The sequence below is a fragment of the Kitasatospora sp. NPDC034035 genome (assembly GCF_055575755.1).
Window position 1 is genome coordinate 1 of the sequence record NZ_JBVISA010000016.1, and the last position, 23390, is coordinate 23390.

General features: G+C 72.4%; 23 protein-coding genes and 1 pseudogene. 6 read left to right on the forward strand and 18 right to left on the reverse strand.

Translation table 11 applies throughout. The features are described from left to right. Positions 1-230, reverse strand: a pseudogene (locus ACZ52J_RS22765) (N-acetylglucosamine-6-phosphate deacetylase); the annotation flags it as partial. Between the two features lie 191 nt (positions 231-421). On the opposite strand from ACZ52J_RS22765, the gene ACZ52J_RS22770 reads away from it, so the two are divergent. Beyond that, on the forward strand, positions 422-1180 hold the full coding sequence (locus tag ACZ52J_RS22770; RefSeq protein ID WP_465621192.1) for a DeoR/GlpR family DNA-binding transcription regulator: 759 nt from the start codon (positions 422-424) through the stop codon (positions 1178-1180). A 122-nt stretch (positions 1181-1302) separates the two neighbouring features. Here ACZ52J_RS22770 and ACZ52J_RS22775 read toward each other — a convergent pair whose 3' ends face one another. Continuing rightward, on the reverse strand, positions 1303-2178 hold the full coding sequence (locus ACZ52J_RS22775) for a class I SAM-dependent methyltransferase (RefSeq protein WP_465621194.1): 876 nt from the start codon (positions 2176-2178) through the stop codon (positions 1303-1305). A gap of 328 nt (positions 2179-2506) precedes the next feature. On the opposite strand from ACZ52J_RS22775, the gene ACZ52J_RS22780 reads away from it, so the two are divergent. Continuing rightward, entirely contained in the window at positions 2507-2962 is a 456-nt protein-coding gene (locus ACZ52J_RS22780) for a DinB family protein (RefSeq protein ID WP_360509176.1), read from the forward strand. Between the two features lie 80 nt (positions 2963-3042). On the opposite strand, the gene ACZ52J_RS22785 is transcribed toward ACZ52J_RS22780, so the two are convergent. Both ACZ52J_RS22785 and ACZ52J_RS22790 read right to left on the reverse strand, forming a co-directional pair. Continuing rightward, the gene (locus tag ACZ52J_RS22785) at positions 3043-3537 is read right to left on the reverse strand and encodes a hypothetical protein (RefSeq protein ID WP_465621196.1); all 495 of its coding nucleotides are present in this window, start codon (positions 3535-3537) and stop codon (positions 3043-3045) included. Positions 3538-3871: 334 nt separating this feature from the next. Continuing rightward, positions 3872-5449, reverse strand: a complete 1578-nt coding sequence (locus tag ACZ52J_RS22790) for a CehA/McbA family metallohydrolase (RefSeq protein ID WP_465621198.1) — start codon at positions 5447-5449, stop codon at positions 3872-3874. A 357-nt stretch (positions 5450-5806) separates the two neighbouring features. Here ACZ52J_RS22790 and ACZ52J_RS22795 point away from each other — a divergent pair, with 357 nt between their 5' ends. Further along, a complete protein-coding gene (locus tag ACZ52J_RS22795) occupies positions 5807-6622 on the forward strand; it encodes a polysaccharide deacetylase family protein (protein WP_465621200.1) in 816 nt (271 codons plus the stop codon). 34 nt (positions 6623-6656) lie between these two features. Here the strand turns inward: ACZ52J_RS22795 and ACZ52J_RS22800 are convergent, their stop codons facing one another. The 10 genes from ACZ52J_RS22800 to ACZ52J_RS22845 all read right to left on the reverse strand — a co-directional run bounded on the left by ACZ52J_RS22800 (position 6657) and on the right by ACZ52J_RS22845 (position 17271). After that, a complete protein-coding gene (locus ACZ52J_RS22800; protein ID WP_465621201.1) occupies positions 6657-7040 on the reverse strand; it encodes a barstar family protein in 384 nt (127 codons plus the stop codon). Positions 7041-7085: 45 nt separating this feature from the next. Beyond that, entirely contained in the window at positions 7086-7739 is a 654-nt protein-coding gene (locus ACZ52J_RS22805) for a 4'-phosphopantetheinyl transferase family protein (RefSeq protein ID WP_465621203.1), read from the reverse strand. Positions 7740-7856: 117 nt separating this feature from the next. Next, positions 7857-10232, reverse strand: coding sequence for an arylsulfatase (locus ACZ52J_RS22810; RefSeq protein ID WP_465621204.1), 2376 nt, complete (start codon positions 10230-10232; stop codon positions 7857-7859). Then, positions 10229-11914 carry an ABC transporter ATP-binding protein gene (locus tag ACZ52J_RS22815; RefSeq protein WP_465621206.1) on the reverse strand — a complete coding sequence of 562 codons (1686 nt, stop codon included), beginning with the start codon at positions 11912-11914 and terminating at the stop codon, positions 10229-10231. Before ACZ52J_RS22815 ends, ACZ52J_RS22810 begins: the two co-directional genes overlap by 4 nt. Next, positions 11911-12759 carry an ABC transporter permease gene (locus ACZ52J_RS22820; protein WP_465621207.1) on the reverse strand — a complete coding sequence of 283 codons (849 nt, stop codon included), beginning with the start codon at positions 12757-12759 and terminating at the stop codon, positions 11911-11913. Before ACZ52J_RS22820 ends, ACZ52J_RS22815 begins: the two co-directional genes overlap by 4 nt. Positions 12760-12763: 4 nt before the next feature. After that, positions 12764-13708 (reverse strand): ABC transporter permease, encoded by a 945-nt coding sequence (locus tag ACZ52J_RS22825; RefSeq protein WP_465621209.1) that lies wholly within the window; start codon positions 13706-13708, stop codon positions 12764-12766. A gap of 24 nt (positions 13709-13732) precedes the next feature. Next, entirely contained in the window at positions 13733-15331 is a 1599-nt protein-coding gene (locus ACZ52J_RS22830) for an ABC transporter substrate-binding protein (protein ID WP_465621211.1), read from the reverse strand. A 26-nt stretch (positions 15332-15357) separates the two neighbouring features. After that, complete coding sequence (locus ACZ52J_RS22835) at positions 15358-15564, reverse strand: hypothetical protein (protein ID WP_465621213.1); 207 nt, start codon at positions 15562-15564, stop codon at positions 15358-15360. Beyond that, entirely contained in the window at positions 15551-16534 is a 984-nt protein-coding gene (locus ACZ52J_RS22840; protein ID WP_465621215.1) for a TauD/TfdA dioxygenase family protein, read from the reverse strand. The genes ACZ52J_RS22835 and ACZ52J_RS22840 overlap by 14 nt, the downstream gene beginning before the upstream one ends. A gap of 539 nt (positions 16535-17073) precedes the next feature. Next, a complete protein-coding gene (locus ACZ52J_RS22845; protein WP_465621217.1) occupies positions 17074-17271 on the reverse strand; it encodes a hypothetical protein in 198 nt (65 codons plus the stop codon). A gap of 318 nt (positions 17272-17589) precedes the next feature. Here ACZ52J_RS22845 and ACZ52J_RS22850 point away from each other — a divergent pair, with 318 nt between their 5' ends. Both ACZ52J_RS22850 and ACZ52J_RS22855 read left to right on the forward strand, forming a co-directional pair. Further along, on the forward strand, positions 17590-18075 hold the full coding sequence (locus ACZ52J_RS22850) for a cysteine/serine endopeptidase inhibitor (RefSeq protein ID WP_465621219.1): 486 nt from the start codon (positions 17590-17592) through the stop codon (positions 18073-18075). Between the two features lie 301 nt (positions 18076-18376). Beyond that, the gene (locus ACZ52J_RS22855) at positions 18377-19105 is read left to right on the forward strand and encodes a hypothetical protein (RefSeq protein WP_465621221.1); all 729 of its coding nucleotides are present in this window, start codon (positions 18377-18379) and stop codon (positions 19103-19105) included. A gap of 88 nt (positions 19106-19193) precedes the next feature. Here ACZ52J_RS22855 and ACZ52J_RS22860 read toward each other — a convergent pair whose 3' ends face one another. From ACZ52J_RS22860 to ACZ52J_RS22875, 4 genes are all read right to left on the reverse strand, one after another. Beyond that, the gene (locus tag ACZ52J_RS22860; protein WP_465621223.1) at positions 19194-20414 is read right to left on the reverse strand and encodes a GNAT family N-acetyltransferase; all 1221 of its coding nucleotides are present in this window, start codon (positions 20412-20414) and stop codon (positions 19194-19196) included. Between the two features lie 116 nt (positions 20415-20530). Then, entirely contained in the window at positions 20531-20890 is a 360-nt protein-coding gene (locus tag ACZ52J_RS22865) for a hypothetical protein (RefSeq protein WP_465621225.1), read from the reverse strand. 75 nt (positions 20891-20965) lie between these two features. Next, entirely contained in the window at positions 20966-21484 is a 519-nt protein-coding gene (locus tag ACZ52J_RS22870) for an NUDIX domain-containing protein (RefSeq protein ID WP_465621226.1), read from the reverse strand. Further along, complete coding sequence (locus ACZ52J_RS22875; protein ID WP_465621228.1) at positions 21481-22743, reverse strand: helix-turn-helix domain-containing protein; 1263 nt, start codon at positions 22741-22743, stop codon at positions 21481-21483. Before ACZ52J_RS22875 ends, ACZ52J_RS22870 begins: the two co-directional genes overlap by 4 nt. Before the next feature lie 158 nt (positions 22744-22901). Here ACZ52J_RS22875 and ACZ52J_RS22880 point away from each other — a divergent pair, with 158 nt between their 5' ends. Then, positions 22902-23369 (forward strand): ATP-binding protein, encoded by a 468-nt coding sequence (locus ACZ52J_RS22880; protein ID WP_465621230.1) that lies wholly within the window; start codon positions 22902-22904, stop codon positions 23367-23369. Positions 23370-23390: the final 21 nt, after the last annotated feature.

The window sequence follows — 23390 nt, forward strand, 5'->3', positions numbered from 1 at the left end:
TCGGCGATGCCGGAGGCGTAGGAGGCGCCGCCGCCGCCGTGGACGTGCAGGTCGACGAAGCCGGGCACGACGGTGTGTCCGGTCAGGTCGAGGTCACCGGGCTCGGGCTCGCCGCTCGCGATGGCCGCGATGCGGTCGCCCTCGACGGCCAGCCGGTCGCCCTCGACGACGCCGCCGGGCAGGACCAGGCGGGCGCCGGCCAGGGCAGTACGGTCACGGTCCACGGCGATCACAGCCCCCGGTGGTGCTTGGAATTGATCGAATGCTCGACATTGTAGTCATCTTTGAGCAGAATTCTCGATGCCTCTGAAGCCACCGAGGGGCGGTACCGGAGGCTCTACCGAGCGGTGGTCCCCCGGGGGTACCGGGGGACGCGGGCTGCCCGTTGGGTCGGCTGACGGGCCTGGCCTACACTCCGTCCATGCTCAAAGCCGATCGTGCCGCCCGGATCCTGTCGCACATCGCCGAGGCCGGAAGCGCCGACGTGCACGCGCTCGCCGAGCTGCTCGGGGTGTCGGGCGCGACCGTGCGCCGGGACCTACAGGAGCTGCACGATCAGGGCCTGCTGCACCGCACGCGGGGCGGGGCGGTGACGGGAGCGGTGAACCTGGAAGTCCCCCTGCGGCACCGCGGTGAGAAGCAGCAGGAGGAGAAGCGCCGGATCGCCCGGGCGGCAGCCGAACTGGTGCCGGACGGGGCCGTGGTGGGCCTGACCGGCGGCACGACCACCACCGAGCTGGCCAAGGCCTTGGCCGAGCGGGGCAACCTCACCGTGGTCACCAACGCCGTGAACATCGCGGCCGAGCTGATCGTGCGCCCGGAGATCCGGCTGGTCGTGATCGGCGGCATCGCCCGGTCGGCCAGCTACGAACTGGTCGGGCCGGCCGCGGACAGCATGCTCCAGCGCTACCACCTCGACCTCGCCTTCATCGGCGTGGACGGCCTCACTGCCCAAGAGGGCTGCACCACCCACGACGAGATGGAGGCTCAGACCGACCGGGCGTTCCTGCGCAGCAGCGCGCGTACGGTCGTGCTCGCCGACCGGACCAAGGTCGGCCGGGTCACCTTCGCCTCGATCTGCCCGCTCGCCGACGTCCACGACCTGGTGACGGACACCGGGCTCTCCGATGCCCAGGAGAAGGCCATCGCCGACTGCGGCGTACGGGTGCGGCGAGCCTGAGCGACCGCACCGGGTTCCGGCCGGGCGCGCCCGGAAACCGCGGAGGGCTGCTCACGGAACCGTGAGCAGCCCTCCGGGCAGCCGTCGCGGCGCACCGGGTGTCGGTGACGGGCGGGTGCGGTTCAGGAGCGGACGGCGGTGACGACGTGGTAGTCGAGGAGGCCGTCGCGCCAGGCGGGGAGGAAGTTGCGGGTCCAGTGGGCGGTGGGGACGGTGCCGGTGAGGTAGCGGTCGAGGCCGGGCCAGACGTCGGCGCCGATCGACTCGGTGGTGACCTCGGAGAAGCCGGCCGTCGCGAGGTCGTCGGTGAAGGCGTCGAGGGGGTGGGCGACGTCCAGTCCGTCGGCGAAGCTGGCGAGGAGGATGGCCAGGCGTTCGGCGGCGTCGGGGCCGGGGGCGGTGAAGAAGGTGGTGACGACGAGGCGGCCGCCTGGCCGCAGGACGCGGGCGGCTTCGTGGGCGAAGCCGGTGAGTTCGCGGAAGTGCTGGGCGGCCTCGACGGAGTACAGGCCGTCCAGGAAGGAATCGGGGAACGGGAGTTCGTCGGCCGAGCCGAGGGCGTAGGCGAGCCGGTCGGGATAGGTGGCCAGGGCCTTGGCGTTGACGGCGCGGGCGCGTTCGACCTGGTCGGGGTGGATGTCGACGCCGGTGACGGCAGCGAAGCGGAACTCGCGCAGTGCGAGGGCGGCGCCCAGCCCGCGCCCGCAGCCGACCTCGGCGAGGCGCTGCTGCTCGCGCGGCTCAGGGAAGGCCCCCAGGACGCGTCGGTAGAGCTGCTCCTGGCTGTGCACCCGGTCCTCGGGGGTGGGAGCGGTGAGGTCGATGCCGTGCCAGTCGCCGAAGTTGATGAATCCGCCTGCGAAACTGGCGGCTTTGGACAGATCGCCGGCGCCGTAAGTCTGGCGCACGGTCGGGGGGATGCGGTTGTGGTCCATGGGCCGCTGGATCTCCTGCTCGGTGGGCGCCCGGGCGTCGGGCGCGCCGAGGTACGTACCCAAACCGGTGGTGGTCCGAACACGGTACGTGATCGGCCGGTGTGCTTGGCGGGAAAGGGGCGCGGCGGTGTTCCGAGGGGGCTCGGAACACCGCCGCGCGACCGGGGGCGGCGACGGGTGAGGTCGGCCGGCTCGTCGAGCCGGGTCAGCCGCGTCGGTTGGGTCGGTTGGGTCGGCTGTGACCGGCGGGAGATAAATCCCTGCCGGTCGGGCGCCGGGTTCGCTACAGTCCGCGAGGATTCCCGCGATCTTGACGAGACATGAGGAGAACGACACCGTGAAGACCCCCGACGAACGCCCCGTACCGCCGCTGACCGGCGGAGAACGCGAGATGCTGCGCGGCTTCCTGGACTTCCACCGGGCGACCCTCGCCATGAAGTGCGAGGGCCTGAGCGACGAACAGCTGCGGCAGCGCTCCAGCCCGCCGTCCACGCTGTCCCTCCTCGGACTGGTGCGGCACATGGCGGATGTGGAGCGCACCTGGTTCCGCCGGGTGATCAACGGCGAGGACCTCCCGCTGGTCTGGTCGGACAGCGACTACCAGGCCTCGTACGACGCCGCCGACGCCACCCGGGCCGAGGCCTTCGCCGGCTGGCAGGCCGAGGTCGAGCACTCCCGCCGCATCGAGCTCGCCGCCGAGACCCTCGACGTCACGGGCTACCAGGCCCGATGGGACGCCGACGTGTCACTGCGGCTGGTGATGCTGCACCTGATCCACGAGTACGCCCGGCACAACGGGCACGCCGACTTCCTGCGGGAGGCGATCGACGGGGTGGTGGGGGCGTAGCGGAGTCACGCGGGGCACGGCGCCACCCGCCGGGACTGCCGTTACCAGCCGAGACTGCCGCCGGCACCCGGGGCGCGGCGCTACCAGCCGAGGAGGTGGGTGCGGCGGGTGAGGGCGGTGAGCACGGTCTCGGCGGCAGTCTCGTCGGTGAGGTCGCTGGTGTCGAGGGTGTGCGGGGCGTCGTCCGGGGCCGGGCCGGCATGGAGGACGACGTAGTGGAGCGCGGTGCCGGTGGCGCGGCTCTCGCGGCGGAAGGTGTCCAGTGCGGCCGGGACGGCCGGGCACTCCACCACGACCTGGTAGCCGCGGGTGGCGTAGGCGAAGGCGGCCTGGGCCGCGGCGGCCAGAGCGGTGGCGTTCTGGCGGCCGGCCTCCGGCAGGTGGGGCGGGAGCCGGCCGCTGCGGATGACCCGCAGGAAGTCGTCCGTCCGCAGGTGGACGCTCAGGCGCAGTTCCCGCGCGAGCAGCTCCGCGACCGGGCTGTTCCCGGCCACGGACGGGTCGACAAGGACGAGGACGCCCCCGGCGCCCCGGCCGCCCCCGAGCTCCGGCCCACCTTCGGTCGTACGGTTCACAGCTGCTGATCCCTTCGCGGGCCGGGGACGGTCGGGTAGCCGGGGCGAGGCGGTCGGAGTGCGAAGGAGCTGGTCGGTCCATATCCGGACAGCCGACCGCCTCGTCCCTACGACTGATGCGTTTCGGAGATCAACCTAGTCCAAACGGGTGCCCCGAGTCGTCCCCCACCCGGTCCGCGGACGGGCACCGCGGGCGCTCGGTGGCCGCCCGGTGACCGGGCGGTGGCCCGCCCGCGTCGTTCCGGTGCCCCCGCGGGTGCCCCTGCCGGTGCTTCGGCGGGTGCTCCGGTGGCTGCTCCGGTCGCTGCTCCGGTGGCTGCGACCGTCGGTGCGGTCAGTGCTCCTCGGCGCGCAGGACGATCGGGTTGGTGAGCGCCGCCATCGGGCCCCAGGGCAGGTCCGGGCCCATCGCGTTGCCCCTGCCCGGCGTGCCGTCCGGCTTCGGATGGCGCACCTCGGCCCGGACGTACGCGGCGAGCGAGGCCGTCGTGCGCCACACCACCGTGCCGGAGCCGGCCGCGGGCAGTGACTCCTGGTGCATCTGCCCCTCGTCGGTGACCAGCCGGACCGTCCCGCCGGGCACCCCGGAGACGGTGAGCCGGACGTCCAGCGGAGCGTCGGCCGGGACGGTCAGCTCCTCGCCGATGCCCGCCTGGCGGCCGTGCCCGGTGACGGTGAACTCCAGTTGGACGGCCCGGGATTCGGCGAGCCAGCTGCGCCCGTCGCGCAGCCCGTCGAGGATCGCGTCCCGGGTGAGGTCCTCGGCCAGCACCACGTTGTGCGGGGAGCCGATCACCTGCGGCTCGCTGTGTGCGTCGCTGTTGCCCAGGGCGGGCAGCCAGGAGCGGCCCTCGCGCAGGGCGACGGCGAGCCGGCCGTCCCAGGTGTCCACCGCGGACTCGTCGTCGTACGTCCAGGGGCCGTTCCACACCTCGACGGCGTCGGCCTGCTCGTAGCCGAACTTCCACTGGCAGGCGACGTACGGGCAGTACGGGTGCGCGGGCACGACCAGGCCGCCGGAGCGGTGGACCTGGCGGACGAAGCGCGGGAACTCCTCGTCGCGCGAGCGGTAGCGCCAGTCGACGAACTGCCCGCCTTCCAGGCCGAGGGCCAGCCAGTGGCCATTGCGGGTGGTGATCTCCTCGCCCGGGACGATCAGCAGGTCCGGGCCGGCCAGTGGGCCCCAGACGGCGTGCGAGGAACTGGTGTTGTGGTCGGTGGAGACGATGAAGTCCAGGCCGGCCGCGCGGGCCCCGGTCGCGACCTCCTCGGGCAGGCGCCGCCCGTCGGAGTGGACGGTGTGCAGGTGGCAGTCGCCCCGGTACCAGGCCCGGCCGCGGCCGCGGGCCCGCTCTGCCGGGTAGTGCGGGGTGAACTGCGGCCCGGGCGCGCCGAACCGGAGGGTGACCTGGACGCGGTAGTCCAGACCCTGCGGGGCGATCTGGTACGGGCCCAGGACGACGTGCCAGGTGCCGGGGTTGACCGGGCCGGGGAGGTAGCCCGGCGTGGCGGCGGAGCGGGAGAGGCTGAACTCGGTGCGGAAGCCGCCGGACCAACCGCGGAAGCCGGGGCCGCCGAGGTCGGTGCCGCGCTCGTCGAAGACGCCGATGTCGCAGGAGTTGCCTGGGGTGCCGGCCGGGACCGGAGGCTTGTCGTAGCTGTAGGAGACGGCCATCTCGCGGACGCCTTCGGGGACTTCGACCGGGAGGTAGACGAAGTCGGGGGCGCCGGTGGCGAGATGGCCGGTGAGGGTGAGGGTGCGGTCGGGGGCTGCGGTAGGGGCTGCGGCGGGTGCGGCGACGGCCTCGCCGGTGGTGGTGGCGAGGCCGAGTGCGGTGGCGGCACCGGTGGCGAGGCCGGTACGGAGCAGGTCGCGGCGGGCGGGGTGCGGGGTGCTGGGTTCGGTCGGCATCGAGGTCTCCGGATCGGGGCGGGGCGGGTCGCTCGCGTGCCTACCCGGGTGAGTGAACCGGGGGTGAGTCGGGGCCCACGGGGACGGGGCGGGTCGGTGAAGAGGGGCCGGGCGGGGGCCGGGGCGAGTTGCGGGGAGTGACGAATGGTCGGTTCATAGTCATGTAATCGGTTGATAGGAGTACAGATGGGTCGGGAGGCGGGCGTGGCGGTGAGTCGGCGGACGCTGCTCGTGGTAATGGCCGGAAGCGTACTGGCGGGGTGCGGGACGCGGTCGGCCTCGACCTCCCCCGCCGGGGAGGTCTCAGGTCCGGCCTCCGCTTCGGCGACGGCGGCTGCTACGGCGGGCGGCATACCCGTGGAGGCCGGCGCCGCGCCGACGGCCGCCGCGACCGCCCCGCCCACCGCTGCGCCCACACCCGCGCCGACTCCGGCTCTGACCCCGGCACCGACCCCGGCTCCGGCGAAGGAACCGACCCGGGCGGAGGTCGTCGACCGGTACGGGGCCGTGACCCCGACGGACTGGGGGCTGGAGGTCGCCGGGGTGATCACCGAGCTGCCCGAGGGCGAACGCGCGACGGCGCTCACCTTCGATGCCTGCGGCGGCCCCGGCGGCAACGGCTACGACGCCGAGCTGATCGGCTTCCTGCGCGCGAACGCCGTCCCGGCCACGCTCTTCCTGAACGCCCGCTGGATCGACGCCAACCCGGACGAGTTCGAGCAGCTCGCCGCCGACCCGCTGTTCGAGATCGGCAACCACGGCACCGTCCACCGGCCGCTGTCGGTCACCGGCCGCTCCGCCTACGGCATCGCCGGCACCCGCGACGTCGGCGCGGTGTACGACGAGGTGGCGGGCAACGCGCGGAAGCTCGCCGACCTGCTCGGGCACCCGCCCCGCTTCTTCCGCTCCGGCACCGCGCACTACGACGACGTCGCCACCCGGGTCGTCGCCGACCTGGGCGAGCGCGTCGCCGGCTTCACCGTGAACGGGGACGGCGGCGCGACGCTCAGCGCCTCCCAGGTGCGGCAGGAGGTCGGGTCGGCACCGCCGGGCGCGATCGTGATCGGCCACCTGAACCACCCCGGCGGCGGCACCGCCCCCGGCGTGGCGGCGGCGGTGCCGGGGATGCTGGCGGCGGGGCGGCGGTTCGTCCGGCTCTCGGACGTGCTGTAGGCCGGGCGCTCGGCACTCGGGCCTCGGGCCCGCGCTACGCGAGCCGCAGGCCGCCCGGGTGCTCCTCCTCGATGATCCGCACCAGCCAGTCGAAGACCGTCGGCCCCTTGCCCGCCCGGGCGGCGGCCAGCTCGGCGGCGACGTCCTCGCGGTTGGTGGGGTGGCAGCGGCCCAGCCGCAGCTCCAGTTGGCGGGCGGTCTCCGGGTGGCCGAGGTTGCGGCGGGAGACCTCGTGGTCGCGCCACTCGATGACCCAGTCCCCGTCGTCGGGCGTGCCGTAGCCGCCGCGCAGGCAGTCGGCGAAGGCGTCGAGGTTGCGGCCGAAGTAGCCGTCCACGCCGATCTCCTGCCCGACGGCGTCCCAGAAGTCCTCCAGGGTGCCGATCCTGCTGCCGTCGATCACGTAAGTCACCGTCACGGGTCGAGGATATGCCCGGGTGGTGAACGGACGGTCGACCAAGGGTTACGGCTCCACGGCGATGGCGGTGGCGATCAGCCCGTCCCGGACGGCCCAGCGGCCGTCGAAGCCGTCGAGCCGCCGCCCGCCGACCACCGGGCCGGGGACCAGCAGGCGGGCGGTGAAGGTGCCGTCGGGGGAGAGGTCCAGCTCGGCCTCGCTGAACTCCAGGAAGAGCCCGGTCAGCGGGAACCACGCCTTGTACACCGACTCCTTGGCGCTGAACAGCATCCGGTCCCACGGGGTGCCCGGGTGGGCGGCGGCCAGGTCGGCGAGTCGCCGCTGCTCGACGGGCAGCGCTATGGCGTCCAGGACGCCTTCCGGCAGCGGCAGCGCGGGCTCGGCGTCGATGCCGACGGAGGCGAGGGTGCCGGCCCGGGCCACGGCCGCCCCGCGGAATCCGTCGCAGTGGGTGAGGCTGCCGACCACGCCGTCCGGCCAGCTCGGCGCGCCGCGCAGGCCCGGGACGAGCGGGCGGTAGGGGACGCCGAGCCGGGCGAGGGCGGTCCGGGCGCAGTGCCGGACGGTGGTGAACTCGCGGCGCCGCTTGTCGACGGCCTTGGCGATGACCGCCTCCTCCGCCGGCTCCAGCCGGGCCTTCGGCGGGTCGTCGTACGCCACCTCGGTCGCCACGACGTCCGGCAGCAGGTCCCCGATCACCCGTTCCCCCCTCGGTCGGTCGCGCGGGGTCGTCGCCGCGCGGGACGAGCGTAACCCGATCGGGGGATCTTGGTGGGCGGAACCGGGACTGCTGCCGGGGATCCGTCCTGCCGCGTGCTATTCGAAGGCGGCCGCCGCCTCGCGCAGCGCCCGGGCGACCGTCTCCGGGTCGTACGGCGCCGGGTCGCCGGGCAGGTAGGTGACGGACTTCAGCGCGCCGGTGTAGCGGAAGGAGCGGTGGCGCTCGTACACCGGCCAGGAGACCGGGGACTTGCGGTCGATGCCGACGCTGATGCCCTGGAACGGTGCCATGCCGATCAGCTGGTGCACCGGGCCGAGGCGGCCGGCCCCGGTTCCGGCCTCGGTGCCGGTCTCGGTTCCGGCCTCGTCGCCGTCCACGAGCAGTCGGAACTCCCACGCGAGGCCGGCGACCGCGGTGGCTTCCAGGGTGACCAGCCGGGTGCCTTCCGGCAGGGGACCGCCGTCGGCCTCCAGCAGTTCGCCGTACTGGTTGTAGGCCAGGCGCAGCCGGCCGTCCTCGACATAGAGGCTGTAGCCGCCACCCTGGTCGCCGTGCGAGACCAGGACGCCCTGGTCGCCCGCCCGGTAGCCGTCGAGCGCGACCTCGACGGTGAAGGAGCGGAAGGAGATCAGCCGGGAGGAGCGGTAGCGCTCCAGCTCGGGAGTGCCGGGCAGCAGGGTGACCGGGCGGCGCAGCCGGTCCGCCTCGGGGCCGCGCAGGGCGAGGGCGCCGCTGCCGTCGGCGAGCGGGAAGACGCCGTCGCGCCAGGCGGCGTCCTCCCAGGCGGTGGACAACTCCTTGACCAGGTCGGGGTGTTCGTCGGCGACGTCGTGGATCTCGGTCGGGTCGGTGCGCAGGTCGTACAGCGCCCACTCGCCGTCGTCGTACGGGGTGCCGGGGCGGTGCAGGGTGACCAGCTTCCAGCCGTCGCGGTAGTAGCTGCGGTTGCCGGTCATCTCGCAGTACTGCTCGTGGTGGGTGCTGGGGGTCGTGCCGTCGCGCAGGACGGCGGCGAAGCTGATGCCGTCGAGTTCCTGGACGGGAAGCTCCCGCCGCTCCGACGGCCGTTCCAGGCCCGCGAGTTCGAGCAGGGTGGGGAGGATGTCGGTGACGTACTGGTACTGGGCGCGGACGCCGCTGTCGCCCTCGGCGCGCGGCAGGCCGGCCGGCCAGGAGAGCACGAAGGGTACGCGGACGCCGCCCGCGTAGGTCTGGCCCTTGTAGAGGCGGAACGGGGTGTTGGAGGCCATGCCCCAGCCGCGCGGGTAGTGGACCAGGCTCTGCGGCCCGCCGATGAGGTCGATCTCGCGCCCGACGTCCGGGTTCCAGTCGTCGGGGAGGTTCGGGTGGTGGACGAAGCGGCTGAAGTAGCTGCGGGTGCCCTCGGCGCCGCCCTCGCCGGTGCCGCCGTTGTCGCTGGTGAACACGATGACGGTGTTGTCGAGTTCGCCGAGGGCGGCGAGGGTGTCGGTGAGGCGGCCGAGGTTCTGGTCGACGTTGTCGACCATCGCCGCGTACACCTCCATGTAGCGGGCGTACAACTTCTTCTGCACGTCGGTGAGTTCGTCCCAGGGGTCGACCTCGTAGCCGGCCTCGGAGTTGCGCTCGGGCAGTTCGGTGCCGGCCGGGAAGTGGCCGGCGGCGAGCTGGCGGGCGAAACGGGCGCGGCGCAGCTCGTCCCAGCCGTCGTCGTAGCGGCCCTGGTGACGGGCCAGGTCCGCGGGCTTGGCCTGCAGCGGGCCGTGTACGGCGTTGTGGGCGAGGTAGAGGAAGAAGGGCTTGTCGGCGTCGTGGGCGCGCAGCGACTTGACCATCCTGATGGCCTGGTCGGTGATGTCGTCGGTGTAGTAGTAGTCGTCGGGGAACTCGTCGATGTCCAACGGGCTGTTGTCACGGACGAGTTGGTGCGGGTGGAAGAGGCTGGTGAGGCCTTCCAGGACGCCGTAGTACTGGTCGAAGCCCTTCTGTAGCGGCCAGTTGGCGCGGTCGTCGGCGGCGTTGGAGGCGGAGTCGCGGGTGAGGTGCCACTTGCCGACGGCGTAGGTGGCGTAGCCGGCGTCGTGGAGCAGTTCGGCGAGGGTGGGGATGTCCCCGGCGACTTCCATGCCGTAGCCGGGGAAGCCCGGGTCGGCGTTGGCGACGAAGGAGTAGCCGACCCGGTGCGGGTTGAGGCCGGTGAGCAGGGCCGCCCGGGCGGGGGAGCAGAGCGGCATGGTGTGGTAGTTGGCGAGCTTGACGCCGGTGGCGGCGAGCCGGTCCAGGGTCGGGGTGGGGATCTCGGAGCCGAACGGGCCGATGTCGCTGTAGCCCATGTCGTCGATCAGGACGACGACGATGTTGGGCGCGCCCTCGCGCGGGCGGACCCGCTGCGGCCAGGCGGGGGTGGACTCGCGGAAGGTGCGGCCGACGGTGCCGGGGAAGCCGGCGTACGGGTCGCGGCGGTGCGGGTTCGCTTCGGGTGCGGTGGTCATATGCTGCTCCGGGTGGTGGCGCGGGTGGCGGCCGGTAGGGGCTCCAGGCGCGGGACGGCGGCCAGGAGCTCGGCGGTGTACGGGTGTTCGGGCGCGGTGACGACGCGGTCGGCCGGGCCGGTCTCGACGATCCGGCCGCGGTGCATCACCGCGATCCGGTGGCTGACCCGGCGGACGACGGCCAGGTCGTGGGCGATGAAGAGGATGGCCAGGCCGAGTTCGCGCTGCAGCCGGGCGAGCAGGTCGATCACCTGGGCCTGGACCGAGACGTCGAGGGCGGAGACCGGCTCGTCGCAGATCAGTACGCTCGGCTCGGGCGCCAACGCCCGGGCGATGCCGATGCGTTGGCGCTGGCCGCCGGAGAAGGCGCGTGGGTGACGGTCGGCGGTGGCCGGATCCAGCCCGACCTGGGTCAGCAACTCGGCGACCCGGGCGGCGCGTTGGGCGCGATCGCCGAGGCCGTGGGCGATCAGCGGCTCGGCGATGATCTGCCCGGCCGTCATCCGGGGGTTGAGCGAGGAGTACGGGTCCTGGAAGACCAGTTGGACCTCGCGGTGCGGCCGTCGGCCCGGTTCCTCGCCACGGAAGCGGATGCTGCCCGCCGAGGGTGCGTGCACCTGGACCAGCGCCCGGGCGAGGGTGGACTTCCCGGAGCCGGACTCGCCGACCAGGCCCAGCGTCTCGCCGGGGTGCAGGTCGAGGTCGACGCCGTGCAGGGCGGTCCGACTGCTCTTCCGGGATCCGTAGGTCTTGGTCAAGCCCCGGACGGTGAGCAGGGGTCGGGCGCCAGGGGTGCTGTTGGCGGCGGCCCGGGAGGGTTCGTCCAGGCGCGGGACGGCGGCCAGCAGCTCGCGGGTGTACGGGTGCCGGGGCGCGGTGAGGAGGTCGGCGGTGAGGCCGCGCTCGACCACCCGGCCGTGGCGCATGACCAGCAGTCGACGGCAGGTCCGGGCGATCACGCCGAGGTCGTGGCTGATCACCACCAGCGCGGTGCCGCTCTCCCGGTTGATCCGGGTGAGCAGGCCGAGGATCTGCCGCTGGACGGTCGGGTCGAGGGCGGTGGTCGGCTCGTCGGCGACCAGCACCTCGGCGTCGTGGGCCAGTGCGAGGGCGATCATGATGCGCTGGCGTTGGCCGCCGGAGAACTGGTGTGGGTGGTCGCGCAGCCGTCGGGCGGCGTCCGGGATGCCGACCAGGTCGAGCAACTCGGCGGCGCGCGCCAGCCGTTCGGCCTTCCGTGACCGGCTGCCGTGGGCACGCAGCGCCTCGTCCAGCTGCCGGCCGATGGTGAGGACCGGGTTGAGTGAGGACATCGGGTCCTGGAAGACCATGGCGATCCGCCGGCCGCGCAGGGCGCGCAGCGCCTCCTCTGGGAGGGCGGCGAGGTCCTGCCCGGCGAGTCGGACCGATCCTGCGGTGATTGCGCCGCCGGGCGGCAGCATCCGCAGCAGGGCGAGGGCCGTGGTGGACTTGCCGGAGCCGGACTCGCCGACGATGCCCAGGGTGTCGCCCGCCGCGAGCTCGAAGTCGACGGCGTCGACGGCGGTGGTGGCGCTGTCGGCTGTGGCAGCGGCGGCGCCGAACCGGACGGTGAGGCCGGAGACTTGGAGCACAGCGCGGTCCGGGGTGGGCTCCGGGGTGAAGTCCGGAATGCGGTCCGGTTCGCGGAGCGTGGCGGTCATCGGCGGATCCCCCGGTTCAGGGCCTCGGCGATCAGCGTGAAGCCGAGCACCAGCGCGGTGGTGGCGGCCAGCGGGGCGGCCGCGAAGGTCGGGTCGGTGGCCAGGTAGGCGACGGACTGGCTGAGGATGCTGCCCAGGGTGGGCTCCGGCGGACGGACCCCGAGGCCCAGGAAGCTCATCGCACCCTCGATGAACACGCCCAGCGAGAGCGCCACGGCGGTCTGCACGATCAGCGGGTCGACGGCGTTGGGCACCACGTGCCGCAGCAGCACCCGGGCCCGGGAGGCGCCGCCGACGCGGGCCGCCAGGGCGTACTCGCGCTCCCGCTGGACCAGGATCCCGGCCCGCAACTGGCGTCCGAAGCCCGGGATTTCGGCCAGGGCGACGACGATCACCACCGGCCAGCGGCCCGGGCCGAGGACGGCGGTCACGGCGAGGGCGAGGATCAGCCCGGGGAAGGCGAGCAGCAGGTCGAAGGACCGCTGGACGGCGAGGTCGGCCCACCGGGAGGTGGCCGCGAGCAGCGCCGCCGAGCAGCCGAGCAGCGCGCCGACCGGGACGGCGGTGACGATCAGTGCCAGGTCGGTGCCGATGCCGTGCAGCACCCGGCTGAACAGGTCGCGGCCGAGGTCGTCGGTGCCGAAGGGGTGATCGGCGCTCGGGCCGGCCAGGGCGAGCGCGCTCTGGGCGTTCGGGTCGGTGCCGGTGAGCAGTGGTGCGAGCAGCCCGCCGAGCGCGACCACGCCGACCAGGGCGAGGCCGGTCAGACCGCGCCAGGTGCGCAGGGCGGAGAGGTGACGGCGCTGCGTCGCGGGGGACGTGAGGGGAAGGGTGGCGGTGGTCATCGGGTCACTCCCAACGGATCCGGGGGTCGAGCCAGGCGTACGCGAGGTCGGTGAGCAGTTGGACGGCGACGTAGACCGCCACCACGAGCAGCAGCAGGTCCTGTACCACCGGGTAGTCGCGGCGGGCGACGCCCTGCTCGATCAGCCGGCCGAGGCCCGGCCAGGCGAAGATCCGCTCCACCAGGACGGCCCCGGCGATGAGATGGCCGATCTGCAGGCCGAGGACGGTGACGGCGGAGGGCAGGGCGTTGGGCAGTGCGTGCCGCCAGACGATCCGCCGCCGGGAGACGCCGAGCGCGGTCGCGGTGCGGACGTAGTCCTCGGCGAGGGCGCGTTCGATGCCGTCCTTGAGGTAGCGGGCGAGCACGGCGGCGCTGGGCAGGGCGAGGCAGAGCGCGGGCATCGCCAGGTACTGGACGGCCAGGTCCGGTGCGTCCAGCAGGGATTCGTGGCCGCCGGCCGGGAGCAGCCTGAGCGAGACGGCGAACACCAGGACCAGCACGACGCCGGTGACGAAGGGCGGGACGGCGAGCACGGCCGTGGTGACCGCCTGGATGGCGGCGGCGACCGGACGGCTCCGGGCGGTCGCGCCGGCCACCGCCAGCGGCAGCGCGATCAGCACCACCAACAGCAGCGCGGCGAGGGAGAGTTGGGTGGTGGCGCCGAGTCCGTCGCCGATCAGGTCGGCGACCTGGCCGCCGATCGCGTAGCTCGGCCCGAGGTCGCCGCTCAGCAGGTGGCCGAGCCAGCTGACGTACTGGCCGAACAGCGGTCGGTCCAGGCCGAGTTGGGAGCGGATCGCCTCGACGGAGGCGGCGGAGGCGTCGGGACCGGCGAGCGAGGTGGCCGGGTCGCCGGGGATGAGGCGGAGGATGAGGAAGACGAGGAAGGAGGCGAGGGCCAGGACCAGCAGTCCGCTGGGGAGGCGTTTGAGGAGGAAGGTGCGCATGGGTCGGGTACCGGGCCGTCCTGCTCAGGCCGTCAGGTGGGCGTCGTCGAGGTTGAGGTAGCCGAACTTGTTGAGCGTGGCGCCGCGGACCTTGCGGCCCGCGACCTCGACCAGTCCGGCGATGGCGAGGTCGATCACGAACTCCTCGTCCAGCAGCACGTCGGTGATCTGCTGGTAGAGGGCCTTGGCCTCGGGACTGTCGCTGTCGCCGCGGTTCCAGGCCCGCTGCACCACGTCGGTGTAGGCGGGGGAGGCGAAACGCGAGCTGTTCTTGGCCTCGTTGAACGGGTAGGCGCTCACCGCGAGGGTGGCCGGGTGGAGCTGGGCGAAGCCGTGGCTGAGCGTCCACAGGGCGGGCATGGACTGGGAGATGAGCTGCTTCTGCATGGTCGGTGAGTCGGTGGGCTGGAGCACCGTGTCGATGCCGACCTGCTGGAGGTCGTACTGCAGGATCTGGGCGACGGCCGTCGCACCGGGCTCGCTGGAGTGGGCGAAGGGCAGGGTGATCCGCTCCAGGCCGACCTCCTTGAGCAGGGCGCGCGCCTTCTGTGGATCGTGGCGGTAGTGGGTGGCGCCGGCCTCGGTGTAGGCGGGGGAGGACGGGGGCCAGGGCACGGAGGAGACGCTGCCGTAGCCGCCGAGGGCCTGCTGGACGAAGCGCTCGCGGTCGACGGCCCAGGCGATGGCCTGGCGCACGCGCTTGTCGCCGACGTGCTCGGCGCTGACGTTGACGCCGATGTAGGAGGCGCCGGAACCGGTGTCGTACTGCTTGATCCGGAACCGCGGGTCGCCGCGGAGGCCGGCGACGTCCTGGCCGCGGACGTTGTACGACAGGTGGGTCTGGCCGGTCTTGAGTGAGGACAGCAGGGACTCGGCCTGCGGGACGATCCGGATCTCCACGCCGTCGAGGTACGGCCGGCCGGGGTTCCAGTACGCGTCGTTGCGGGCGAAGGTGAGCGAGGAGCCGGGCTTGCGGTCGGTGAGGGTGAACGGGCCGGTGCCGATCAGCCTGGTGCCGGAGACGGCGTCCTCGACGGTGCCGGAGTCCGGGATGATCATGAATTCGAAGAGGTCGAAGAGATTGCTGACCGGGTGGGCGAGCACCAGGGTCAGCTCGAAGTCGCCGTTCTTGCGGAAATCGGTGACGGTGGCGGCGGTCGAGCGCAACTGGGCCGAGCGGGCTGGGTTCTGGAGGTTCCTGACCGCGAAGACCACGTCGTCGGCGGTGAACCGGCGGCCGCTGTGGAAGGTGACGTCCTCGCGGAGCTTGAGCGTGACGCTGGTGCCGTCCGGCGCGACCTCCCAGGCGGTGGCGAGTTCGGGCTGCGGCCGGAGCCGGTCGTCGTATCTGGTGAGGGTGTTGAAGACGAGGCGCTGGACGAGGGTGTTGGCGCTCTGGGCGAAGAGCAGGCTCGGCGTGAAGTCGATGCCGGTGGCGACGGAGAGGACGCCGCCCTTGCGGGGGGTGTCCACGGCGTCGGCCGCGTCGCCGGCACTGGCGGCGTTCGCGGCCTCGTCGACGGCGGACCGGCAGGCCGCGAGCGTCAGCAGGCCGGCACCGGCGAGGCCCGCGCGCAACAGGGCGCGGCGGCTCGGGGCGGGGGGACGGGTGAGCGCGGTCATGGCGGTCCCTGGGAGTGGTGAGGCGGTCAGAGGTGGCGGGCCGGCGCGTGGACCGGCCGCGCATACGGCTCGCCGAGCACCGGGGTGCCGACGGCCACCAGCGTGTGGGCGATCGGCCTGCGGTCGAGCACCGTGCGCAGGACGGTGGCGGCGTCGGCATCCCGGCAGTCGTCGCCGGTGGGCAGCGCGGTGGCTACGCCGCTGCCCTTGTGCCGCAGATCAGTTGGATGCAAGCGACTCGGCGGGCACCAGACCCGGCACCCGCGGCGGGTCGGCCGGCTCCAGCAGACGGCTCGGGACGCCGTCCACGCCGACCGGCAGGTCGCCGTCCAGCGTGATCCGGCGCACCAGCCGCGGCTCGTCGCCGTAGTCCGCGACCGCGTAGTGCTGGGTGGCGCGGTTGTCCCAGATCGCCACGTCGCCGACCTGCCAGTCCCAGCGGACGGTGTTCTCCAGCCGCTCGACGTAGCGCTGGAAGAGGTCGATCAGCGCCTTGCTGTCGTCGCCCGAGAGAAGTTGAATGCGCTGCGCGAACGCGCCCAGCAAGAGGGTCTTCTCGCCGGTCACCGGGTGGACCCGGACCACCGGGTGCTCGGTCTTGAAGGCCGTGGAGACGAAGACGTCCCGGAACAGCTTCGCGACCTCGGCGTTGTCCGCCAGCTCCGGGCGCAGGGCGAGCCGGGCGGCGTAGTCGTAGTCGTTCGTGTGGACGGCGCGCAGGCTCTCGGCGAGCGCCTTCAACGGCGCCGGCAGGTCCCGGTAGGCAGCCGCGGTGTTGGCCCAGACGGTGCTGCCGCCGGCCGCCGGGACCTCCAGGGCGCGCAGGATGGAGGCCTTCGGGTACGACGGGACGAAGGTGACATCGGTGTGCCAGTTGTTGGCGCGCACGCCCTTGGTGGCGTCCAGCTCGAAGATGTAACGCCCGTCCGCGCTGGGCACGGTGGGGTGGCCGACCGGGTGGCCGAGGAGCCGGGCGAAGGCCTCCTGCCCGGCGTCGTCCAGGTGTTGCTGGCCGCGGAAGAAGAGCACCTTGTGCTCGTACAGGGCGGCCTCGAGGGCGGCGACGGTCTCGGCGGGGAGGTCGCCGCCGAGGCGTATGCCGTGCACGATCGCGCCGATGCGGCCGGCGACGGGGGTGAGGCTGAGGGCGGTGTGGGCGGTGGTGGGGGTGGTGTGGGCGGTGGTGTGGGCGGTGGTGGTCATGGCGGAGCCCTTTCGGGGAGTGTGGTGACTGAGAGTGGTGTGTGGGTGGTGCCTGGCGCGGCAGGCACGGTCGCACGGCGCAGCGCGGGGCGAGGAGTGCGGGAGGGGCCGGTCCGGACTGGCGGACGGTCAGAACGCGAGCGCGCCGCGACAACAACGGCGCGGGCAGCGGCGGGGAACGGGGCGGACGACGGTGTGCATCGGCCCCTCCTTTCCGGCTCGCTGCGAGTGGGCTCGGTGCTCATCGTGCTGAAGCGCGCAGGCCGCTGTCAATCACCATCTTGGCTGGTGGGAACGGGTGTTGCCGCTTCATTGCGGCTGCTTGCGGTTCCTTGCGGCCTGTTGCGGCCCATTGCCGCCCGTTGCGGAGGATGACGGATGGCGGGCGCGCCGTGGGCGGGAGGTCGGCCCTGTGGTGCCGGTGCGGGAGGTGCCCAGGTGCGGAGCGGAAGTGATCCGGGCCGGCGCGGGCGGTTCCCGCGCCGGGGCTGACGCCTGCCCGGAGCCGTACGGAAGTTACCTTCGGTGACTGCCGGCGGTCACTGTCCGAGGAGTCGGGCGAAGTCCAGCCCGAGGCCGCCGAGGACAGGCAGCGCACCGAGGTCGGTCACGCCGCCGACCGGGATGCTGTAGCCCTGGTTCACCTCGCGGGGCGCGCCGGCGGCAATGGCGGCCGGGGCCAGGACGGCCGGGGCCAGGGCGACGCCGAGGAGCAGGGCGGCGAGAGCGGTGCGCATGTGACGGGACCTCCGGGGCGGGTGCGTACGGGACAGTCAGGTGGGTGACGGCCTGTCAACACCCTGCGTGGCGGAGTGGTCACGCATCTTCGCCCCTTCGGCCGCATTCGTAAAGATCCTTGCCTTGTGTTCATGCCAACATTGTGGAGGTCTGGACCACGCCGAGGAGGAGCGCATACGTTCCCTTCGCAAGGGTGGGCATCGGGTCGCCGAACTGCCGCGCAGACATGGCGACTTCGACCTGTCATGCCCATGAAGATAACGCCAGGAAAACAAGCAGCCAGGCTTTCCCAGCACTGCAACCGGAGGGAACGAACCATGCGCGCCATCGGCAAGAACCTCAGGATCCTCGCGGGCGCCCCGCTCGCCGCAGCCGCTCTCATCGCCCTCACGGCCGGCTCCGCCAGCGCCGCGATCCCGATCAACAAGCCCATGACCGGCAAGGCCACCTACTACACCGACTCGGGCTACGGTGCGTGCGGCACCCAGATCAACGCCTCGTCGCAGATGCTGGTGGCCGTCCCGCGTTCCTGGTGGACCACCGCCAACCCGAACAACGACCCCGTCTGCAAGGGCATTTCGGTCAAGGTGACCTACCAGGGCAAGACCATCACCGTCCCGGTGAAGGACCAGTGTCCCTCCTGCGACTCCACCCACATCGACCTCAGCAAGCCGGCGTTCGCCAAGCTGGCCCCGCTGGACAAGGGCGTCATCAGCGGCCTCACCTGGCAGTTCGTCAAGACCGGCCTGAAGGGCGAGACCGTCGAACTCTCCGCCCCCGTCACCGGCTCCAGCATCGGCTGAGACCGACCGGTCCGACAGGCCCGTGCCCGCCCCCGCAGCATGACGGGGGCGGGCACGGCCGGTTCGCGTGGCAGGCCGGATCATCGGTGCGGCCTTGCCCGGGCATCGCAGCCCGGGCGTTGTAGCTCAGGCGTTCGCAGCCCGGGCGTTGCAGTCCGGTGACACGGAATGCGTCATTCCGTCGACTGTTCGGACTAGTTTCGATCGTGCACGCCGCTCCGTCGCCCGCCGACCGATCTCCGCAGGGCACGGAACGGGCAACGTGCCCGTCCCCAGCCGTACTTCGTTCAGGAGAACCAGCATGTCCCTCTCGACGACCCGCCGCGCGACCACTGCCCGCACGCTGGCCGGCACCGTCCTGACCGTCGCGCTGCTGGTACCCGCCGCAACAGCCTGCAGCAGCAGCTCCGGCGCAGCGAGCGCGGCCTCCCCCGTCGCCACGGCCGCGGCAACCGGCGCGCCCAGCGCCCCGGCGTCCCCGGCCGCCACGGCCACGACGCCCGGAGCGCCCAGCGCGCCGACCGCCCCTCCGGCCGCCAAGCCCGGCACCGGCACCACGGCCGCCAAGCCCGACGCGCGGCCCACCGGCACGGCGACCGCCCCGGGCAAGCCGGCGCCCGGCGCCCACACCCAGACCCTGCCGGACGGCAGCACGGCCGAGATCCGGGAAGTCGCCCCCCAGCACTTCGTCGCCAAGATCGTCCACGGTGGTGACGTCCTCGCCACGCTGGACGCGAAGGACACCGACGCCGGACTCGACGCCAACGACATGTTCATCGTGCTCTCGCTGGACGGCACGGTCCACGCCTGGATGGGCGGCGGGCACCAGGGCCCGGGCACGTTCAAGCTCGCGGGCGACTGGACGGTCAAGGTCACCAAGACCGGCGAGCTCAAGTACCGCGCGGACATCCTCGGCATCGACAACGCGGTGTACGGCACGCTGGAGACCAACGGGCACGACGTCGGAGTCGACGCCAACGGCGTCTACATCGTGCTCTCGGCCGGCGGCCAGATCAGCGCCCACGCGTGAACGCCCGGTCGAACGAGCCCCCCGCTTCGCCCGCACGCCCGCCGGGCCCCGCCCTGGTGCGGGCGGGGCCCGGCGGGCGTGTGCCGGATCAGAACCAGTGCAGGCAGTGCGGCGGTCGCTCGGCGCGGAAGAGGGCGTCGGCGAGCGCGACCGCACCCGGGCGGTTGGCCCGGATGTGGCCGGCGCGCACCAGCGTGCTCGGGGCGGTGCCGCCGAGATAGACCGAGCCCAAGTCGCGGACATCCAGGGACAGATCGGGCTCGCGGTCCGTCGCAACGCACTCGGCCTTGCCGTCCCGGACGGTCAGCAGGTAGCGGCCCCGCTCGCCGAGGAACGGGTCGTCGACGTCGAGGACCAACTCCCCGTCACCGAACCAGCCGCGCGAGGTCAGCGCGCGCGGCACATCCAGGATCCGCACCCAGAGCCAGTCGGTGCTGTTGCCCAGCTGGCCGGCGTTGAAGTCCGCCAGCTGCCAGCGCAGCGGGTTCTCGGGCGCGAAGTGTTTGAACACCACCTGGGTGACCAGATCGTGGTCGAGGACGAACCGGGCCAGGGCCGTGCGGACGGTGTCGTCGGTGGCGATGGTCTCGTCGACCGTCAGGGCGTCATCGCCGAGCGAGTAGCTGGCGTACCCGTCCGCAACGCCGTCGACATCACGGTGGACGGCGACATAGCGCGGCGCCCGGGCGACCGGGGGCTGCCCCGCACCCGAAGCCCACCAGCGGTGCGGCCGCGACAACGCGCCCGGCTGCGCGCGGCGGTACCGGTCGTAGACCTCCTCCAGGATCTCGCCGCACTCCGAACGCCGCAGCACCTCGACCGAGCCGGACGCAGGCACCTCGGCTGCCCCACGCGCCCGAGGGAGAGTGAAGTCGCCCTGCCGGCGCGACACCGTCAACCGCTCCGTGTAGGTCGCCGGGCCGTAACCGAACCTGCCGTAGATCGGCGCCTCCGACGCCAGCAGGACGGACAGGAACTCCCCCCGCTCCCGCAGCTCCCCGAGCTGGTGACGCATTATCGCGGTGAGCACGCCCTGACGCCGGTGCGACGGCAGGACACCGACACAGCTGATGCCCGCGGCCGGGACGACGGCCTCACCGGGCAGCGTGAGCTCGAAGGAGTACGCACAGGCGGTACCCACCGGCTTCCCGTCCGGCGCGACGGCGAGCAGGCCGCGGTCGATCTCGAGCGCCGACCACCAGACCCCGCTACCGTCCTCGGCCGCAGTCTCGGGGAACCGCCCGAACGCGGCATGCAGTGTGTCGACGAAGACACCGAGGTCCTGGTCGGTCGTGGAACGAATGCGCATTGCTGCCGCTGCCTCCCCTGGAACCGGCACCACGGCTTGCAGTGCCCCTGCCACAGTGCAGCGTTGCAGCGTTCCGAGGTCAAACGAATTACCTACGGGCGGCGCGGCGAAGGGGTTCAGACAGCGCGCTCGATGGTCTCGAAGATGTCGGCATCGGTTTCCTGCTGCCACTTCGGCAGGTCGTCCCAGTCGGCGACGTAGGCGGGCTTGGGGTCGTCGATGTGTTTGTGGATCTGGGCGATCCAGCAGGTGGCGACGAAGCGGCCCTTCTGCTCGCGGGTGAGCTTGGCGGTGGTGCCCGCGCTGACGGCGACGAAGTCGCGGACCTGCCCGAACACCGCTGCTGCGGAGGCGCGTTCCCAGTTGGGCGTTTGGTCCCAGGGGGTGGTGTAGCCGGGCTTCGGATCGCCGGGGAAGTGCTTGCGCACCCCGGCGATCCACGCCTCACGGAAGATCCGGCCGCCATCATCGGTCATGGTTGTCACCCTTCGGTCGGGAGGTACACCTTCTGCCACTCCGACGACGTCATCGTCAGCGCGGCATCGGCCGGTTCAGATCTGCCATGGCTCTGCTCCGTTGTGCAGGTAGCGGGTCCGGTTGTCGGCGAGTGCCCGCAGGGCGGCGCGTAGGCGCCGGCGCTGGCGCGGGCGGAGGCGAGCGGCGGCGTCGGGGGCCGGGAGGAAGAGGGCTTCGGAGAGCTCATCGTCGTGTGGGCGGACGGCGGCTGTGAGGGCGGGGGATAGGGTGCCCGCGTCGAAGATGAAGGCGAGTTGGTCGTCCCAAGGCCCGTGCGGAGCAACCCAGTCCACGACGAGCAGGCCGTGGATCACGATGGCGAGGCCCAGTTCCTCGCGCAGTTCGCGTACGGCGGCCTGGTCGGGCGGCTCGTTGGACTCCGCCATGCCGCCGGGCAGGTCCCAGCCGTCCTTGTAGGTCGGGTTGACGGTGAGGACGCGGCCGCGCTCGTCGCGCAGGATGACATCGGCCGAGACGCGCTTGCGGGCCTGCTTCGCATTGCCCTCGGCGAGGTAGGCGTTCCAGGCTTCTGTATCGGTGGGTACGGGCCTCACGATGAACCTCCCCGTGGCTCCGGGATGATGTCGGCGAGCAGGAGCAGCCGGGGCCGGCTCGCTTCATCGAATCGTGCCAGGTACTCCTGTACGGGACTGTAGTCGCGGTGCCTGCCGAGGAGCCCGGCCAGATCGTCGAGTTGGTTGACGACTCGTACGGACCCGAGTGTGGGGCTGGTGGCGAGTAGGTCGGCGCCGACCGAGACCGCAGCGTCCAGATTGCCGCACTGGATGTGGGCACGGGCAAGCGCGATCCGACTGAAGGCCATCGAACGCGTGCGGCCCTCCTCGCGGAGCGCTACGGCCTGTTCAGCACATCGGAGGGCGTCGGAGTGCCGTCCCAGGTCGGCGAAGATCAGCGCGGAATCGCTGGCGAGAGTGGCGTGGTCGAACGGGCTCAACCACGGATGCGACTCGTCGGCCGGGGCTGCGAGAGCTGCTTGGGCGAGTTCGAGCGAGCGGATGGCGGGGCCGAACTGGCCGGCGGCGGCGAGGGCGCGGGCGCGCATGACATGCAGCCGGGCCACCAAGCTCGGCAGGTGAGGTCCCTGGCGGGCCAGATCGATGCCGATCGTGGCCCAGTACGAGGCCAGGGACGGATCGCCGTCATGCAGGGCCAGGTGGCTTGTACTGGCGGCGATGTGAGCGGCGAGCGGCAGGTCGCTCGCCGCTCGGGCCAGAGTGAACGCACGGGTGAAGTGGTGCGCGGCGAGGCGGTCGCGCCCCGAGTCGTGTGCCATCCACCCTGCCATCTCGGTGAGCGCGGAGGCGGTGGCGAACACCTGAGGGCTGCTGCCGATGTCGACCAGCCGCGGAGCCACGTTCGCGGACAGGTGCCGGACGACGGCGGAATAGAGCCGACCACCTCCGGTTTGCCGGTCGGCGACGCGGAAGGCTTCCACGGCGGAGAGGTCGTCGTCGGCCGCCGCGCATGGGGACACGGGAGCCGGCGGCCTGGCAGCGGAGGCTTGTGGCTCCCACGGCCGTCGGGCGAGACCCAACAGATGACCGGGGATGTGGAGCGCATCGGAGATCTGTTCGAACAATGCGAGTTTCTCCACGCGGGTCTTGCCGTTCATGTAGTCGTAGAGCCGGCCTTGGGTGATGTCGACGGTTGCGGCCAGCCGACGGGTACTGATGCCACGGGAGTTCAGGAGACGGAAGAGGGCTCCCATGTCGCGTGCCGCGCACGCCGCCAGGAAGCGTTGGTCGTCGAGGAGCCCCGCGATGACCTGGTGCGGGTTCGGTTGACGGTCCACTACTCGCTCCCTTGAACACGTGATCCGATCGTACGGCCACAGAGAGTGTGCTGACCTCAACTTGGAGTCACTGGGTCGGAGTCCTTGGGGTGGTTCTGAAGGGGATTGGGTGAGCGCGAGCCGCTCGGCCCCCCGACCCGACTGAGGAGTGACCCGCGATGAGCCAGCCCGCCGAGGCGAAGCGTGCGACGACCGTCCAACATCTGCAGCTGTCGTTGGTTGGTCGGCCCGACCGGAGTCCCCTTCCGGCCACGGCCCGCCTTCCCTACCTGCCGGAATCGGCTTCTGTGGCGCGTCGGTTGGTGCGGGAGAAGTTGGTGGAGTGGGAATTGGCGGAGCTGATCGACATGGGGGAGTCGATCGTCAGTGAGCTGGTCACGAACGCCACCAAGACCGGCTGCCTGACGAGGATGACCGTCACGATCCGCCGTGTCACCGACCGGACCGTCCGGGTGGCGGTGCGGGACGGGTCGCGGGTGATGCCGACGTTGATGGTGGCGGGGGAGGACGAGGAAGGGCATCGGGGGTTGGCTCTGGTCCACGAGCTGACGAAGGGGCGTTGGGGTGCAGTGGCGGAGCCGTTTGGGAAGGTGGTGCATGCCGATCTTGTGGTGAGTCGGCGGTGACGGGAGAGGGGAGCGCTGGGA

Coding starts and splice junctions, on each gene's coding strand:
- ACZ52J_RS22770 (WP_465621192.1), top strand. CDS start 422: ATGCTCAAAGCCGATCGTGCCGCCCGGATCCTGTCGCACATCGCCGAG.
- ACZ52J_RS22780 (WP_360509176.1), top strand. CDS start 2,507: ATGCTGCGCGGCTTCCTGGACTTCCACCGGGCGACCCTCGCCATGAAG.
- ACZ52J_RS22790 (WP_465621198.1), bottom strand. CDS start 5,449: ATGCCGACCGAACCCAGCACCCCGCACCCCGCCCGCCGCGACCTGCTC.
- ACZ52J_RS22810 (WP_465621204.1), bottom strand. CDS start 10,232: ATGACCACCGCACCCGAAGCGAACCCGCACCGCCGCGACCCGTACGCC.
- ACZ52J_RS22815 (WP_465621206.1), bottom strand. CDS start 11,914: ATGACCGCCACGCTCCGCGAACCGGACCGCATTCCGGACTTCACCCCG.
- ACZ52J_RS22820 (WP_465621207.1), bottom strand. CDS start 12,759: ATGACCACCGCCACCCTTCCCCTCACGTCCCCCGCGACGCAGCGCCGT.
- ACZ52J_RS22825 (WP_465621209.1), bottom strand. CDS start 13,708: ATGCGCACCTTCCTCCTCAAACGCCTCCCCAGCGGACTGCTGGTCCTG.
- ACZ52J_RS22830 (WP_465621211.1), bottom strand. CDS start 15,331: ATGACCGCGCTCACCCGTCCCCCCGCCCCGAGCCGCCGCGCCCTGTTG.
- ACZ52J_RS22840 (WP_465621215.1), bottom strand. CDS start 16,534: ATGACCACCACCGCCCACACCACCGCCCACACCACCCCCACCACCGCC.
- ACZ52J_RS22845 (WP_465621217.1), bottom strand. CDS start 17,271: ATGCGCACCGCTCTCGCCGCCCTGCTCCTCGGCGTCGCCCTGGCCCCG.
- ACZ52J_RS22850 (WP_465621219.1), top strand. CDS start 17,590: ATGCGCGCCATCGGCAAGAACCTCAGGATCCTCGCGGGCGCCCCGCTC.
- ACZ52J_RS22855 (WP_465621221.1), top strand. CDS start 18,377: ATGTCCCTCTCGACGACCCGCCGCGCGACCACTGCCCGCACGCTGGCC.
- ACZ52J_RS22860 (WP_465621223.1), bottom strand. CDS start 20,414: ATGCGCATTCGTTCCACGACCGACCAGGACCTCGGTGTCTTCGTCGAC.
- ACZ52J_RS22865 (WP_465621225.1), bottom strand. CDS start 20,890: ATGACCGATGATGGCGGCCGGATCTTCCGTGAGGCGTGGATCGCCGGG.
- ACZ52J_RS22880 (WP_465621230.1), top strand. CDS start 22,902: ATGAGCCAGCCCGCCGAGGCGAAGCGTGCGACGACCGTCCAACATCTG.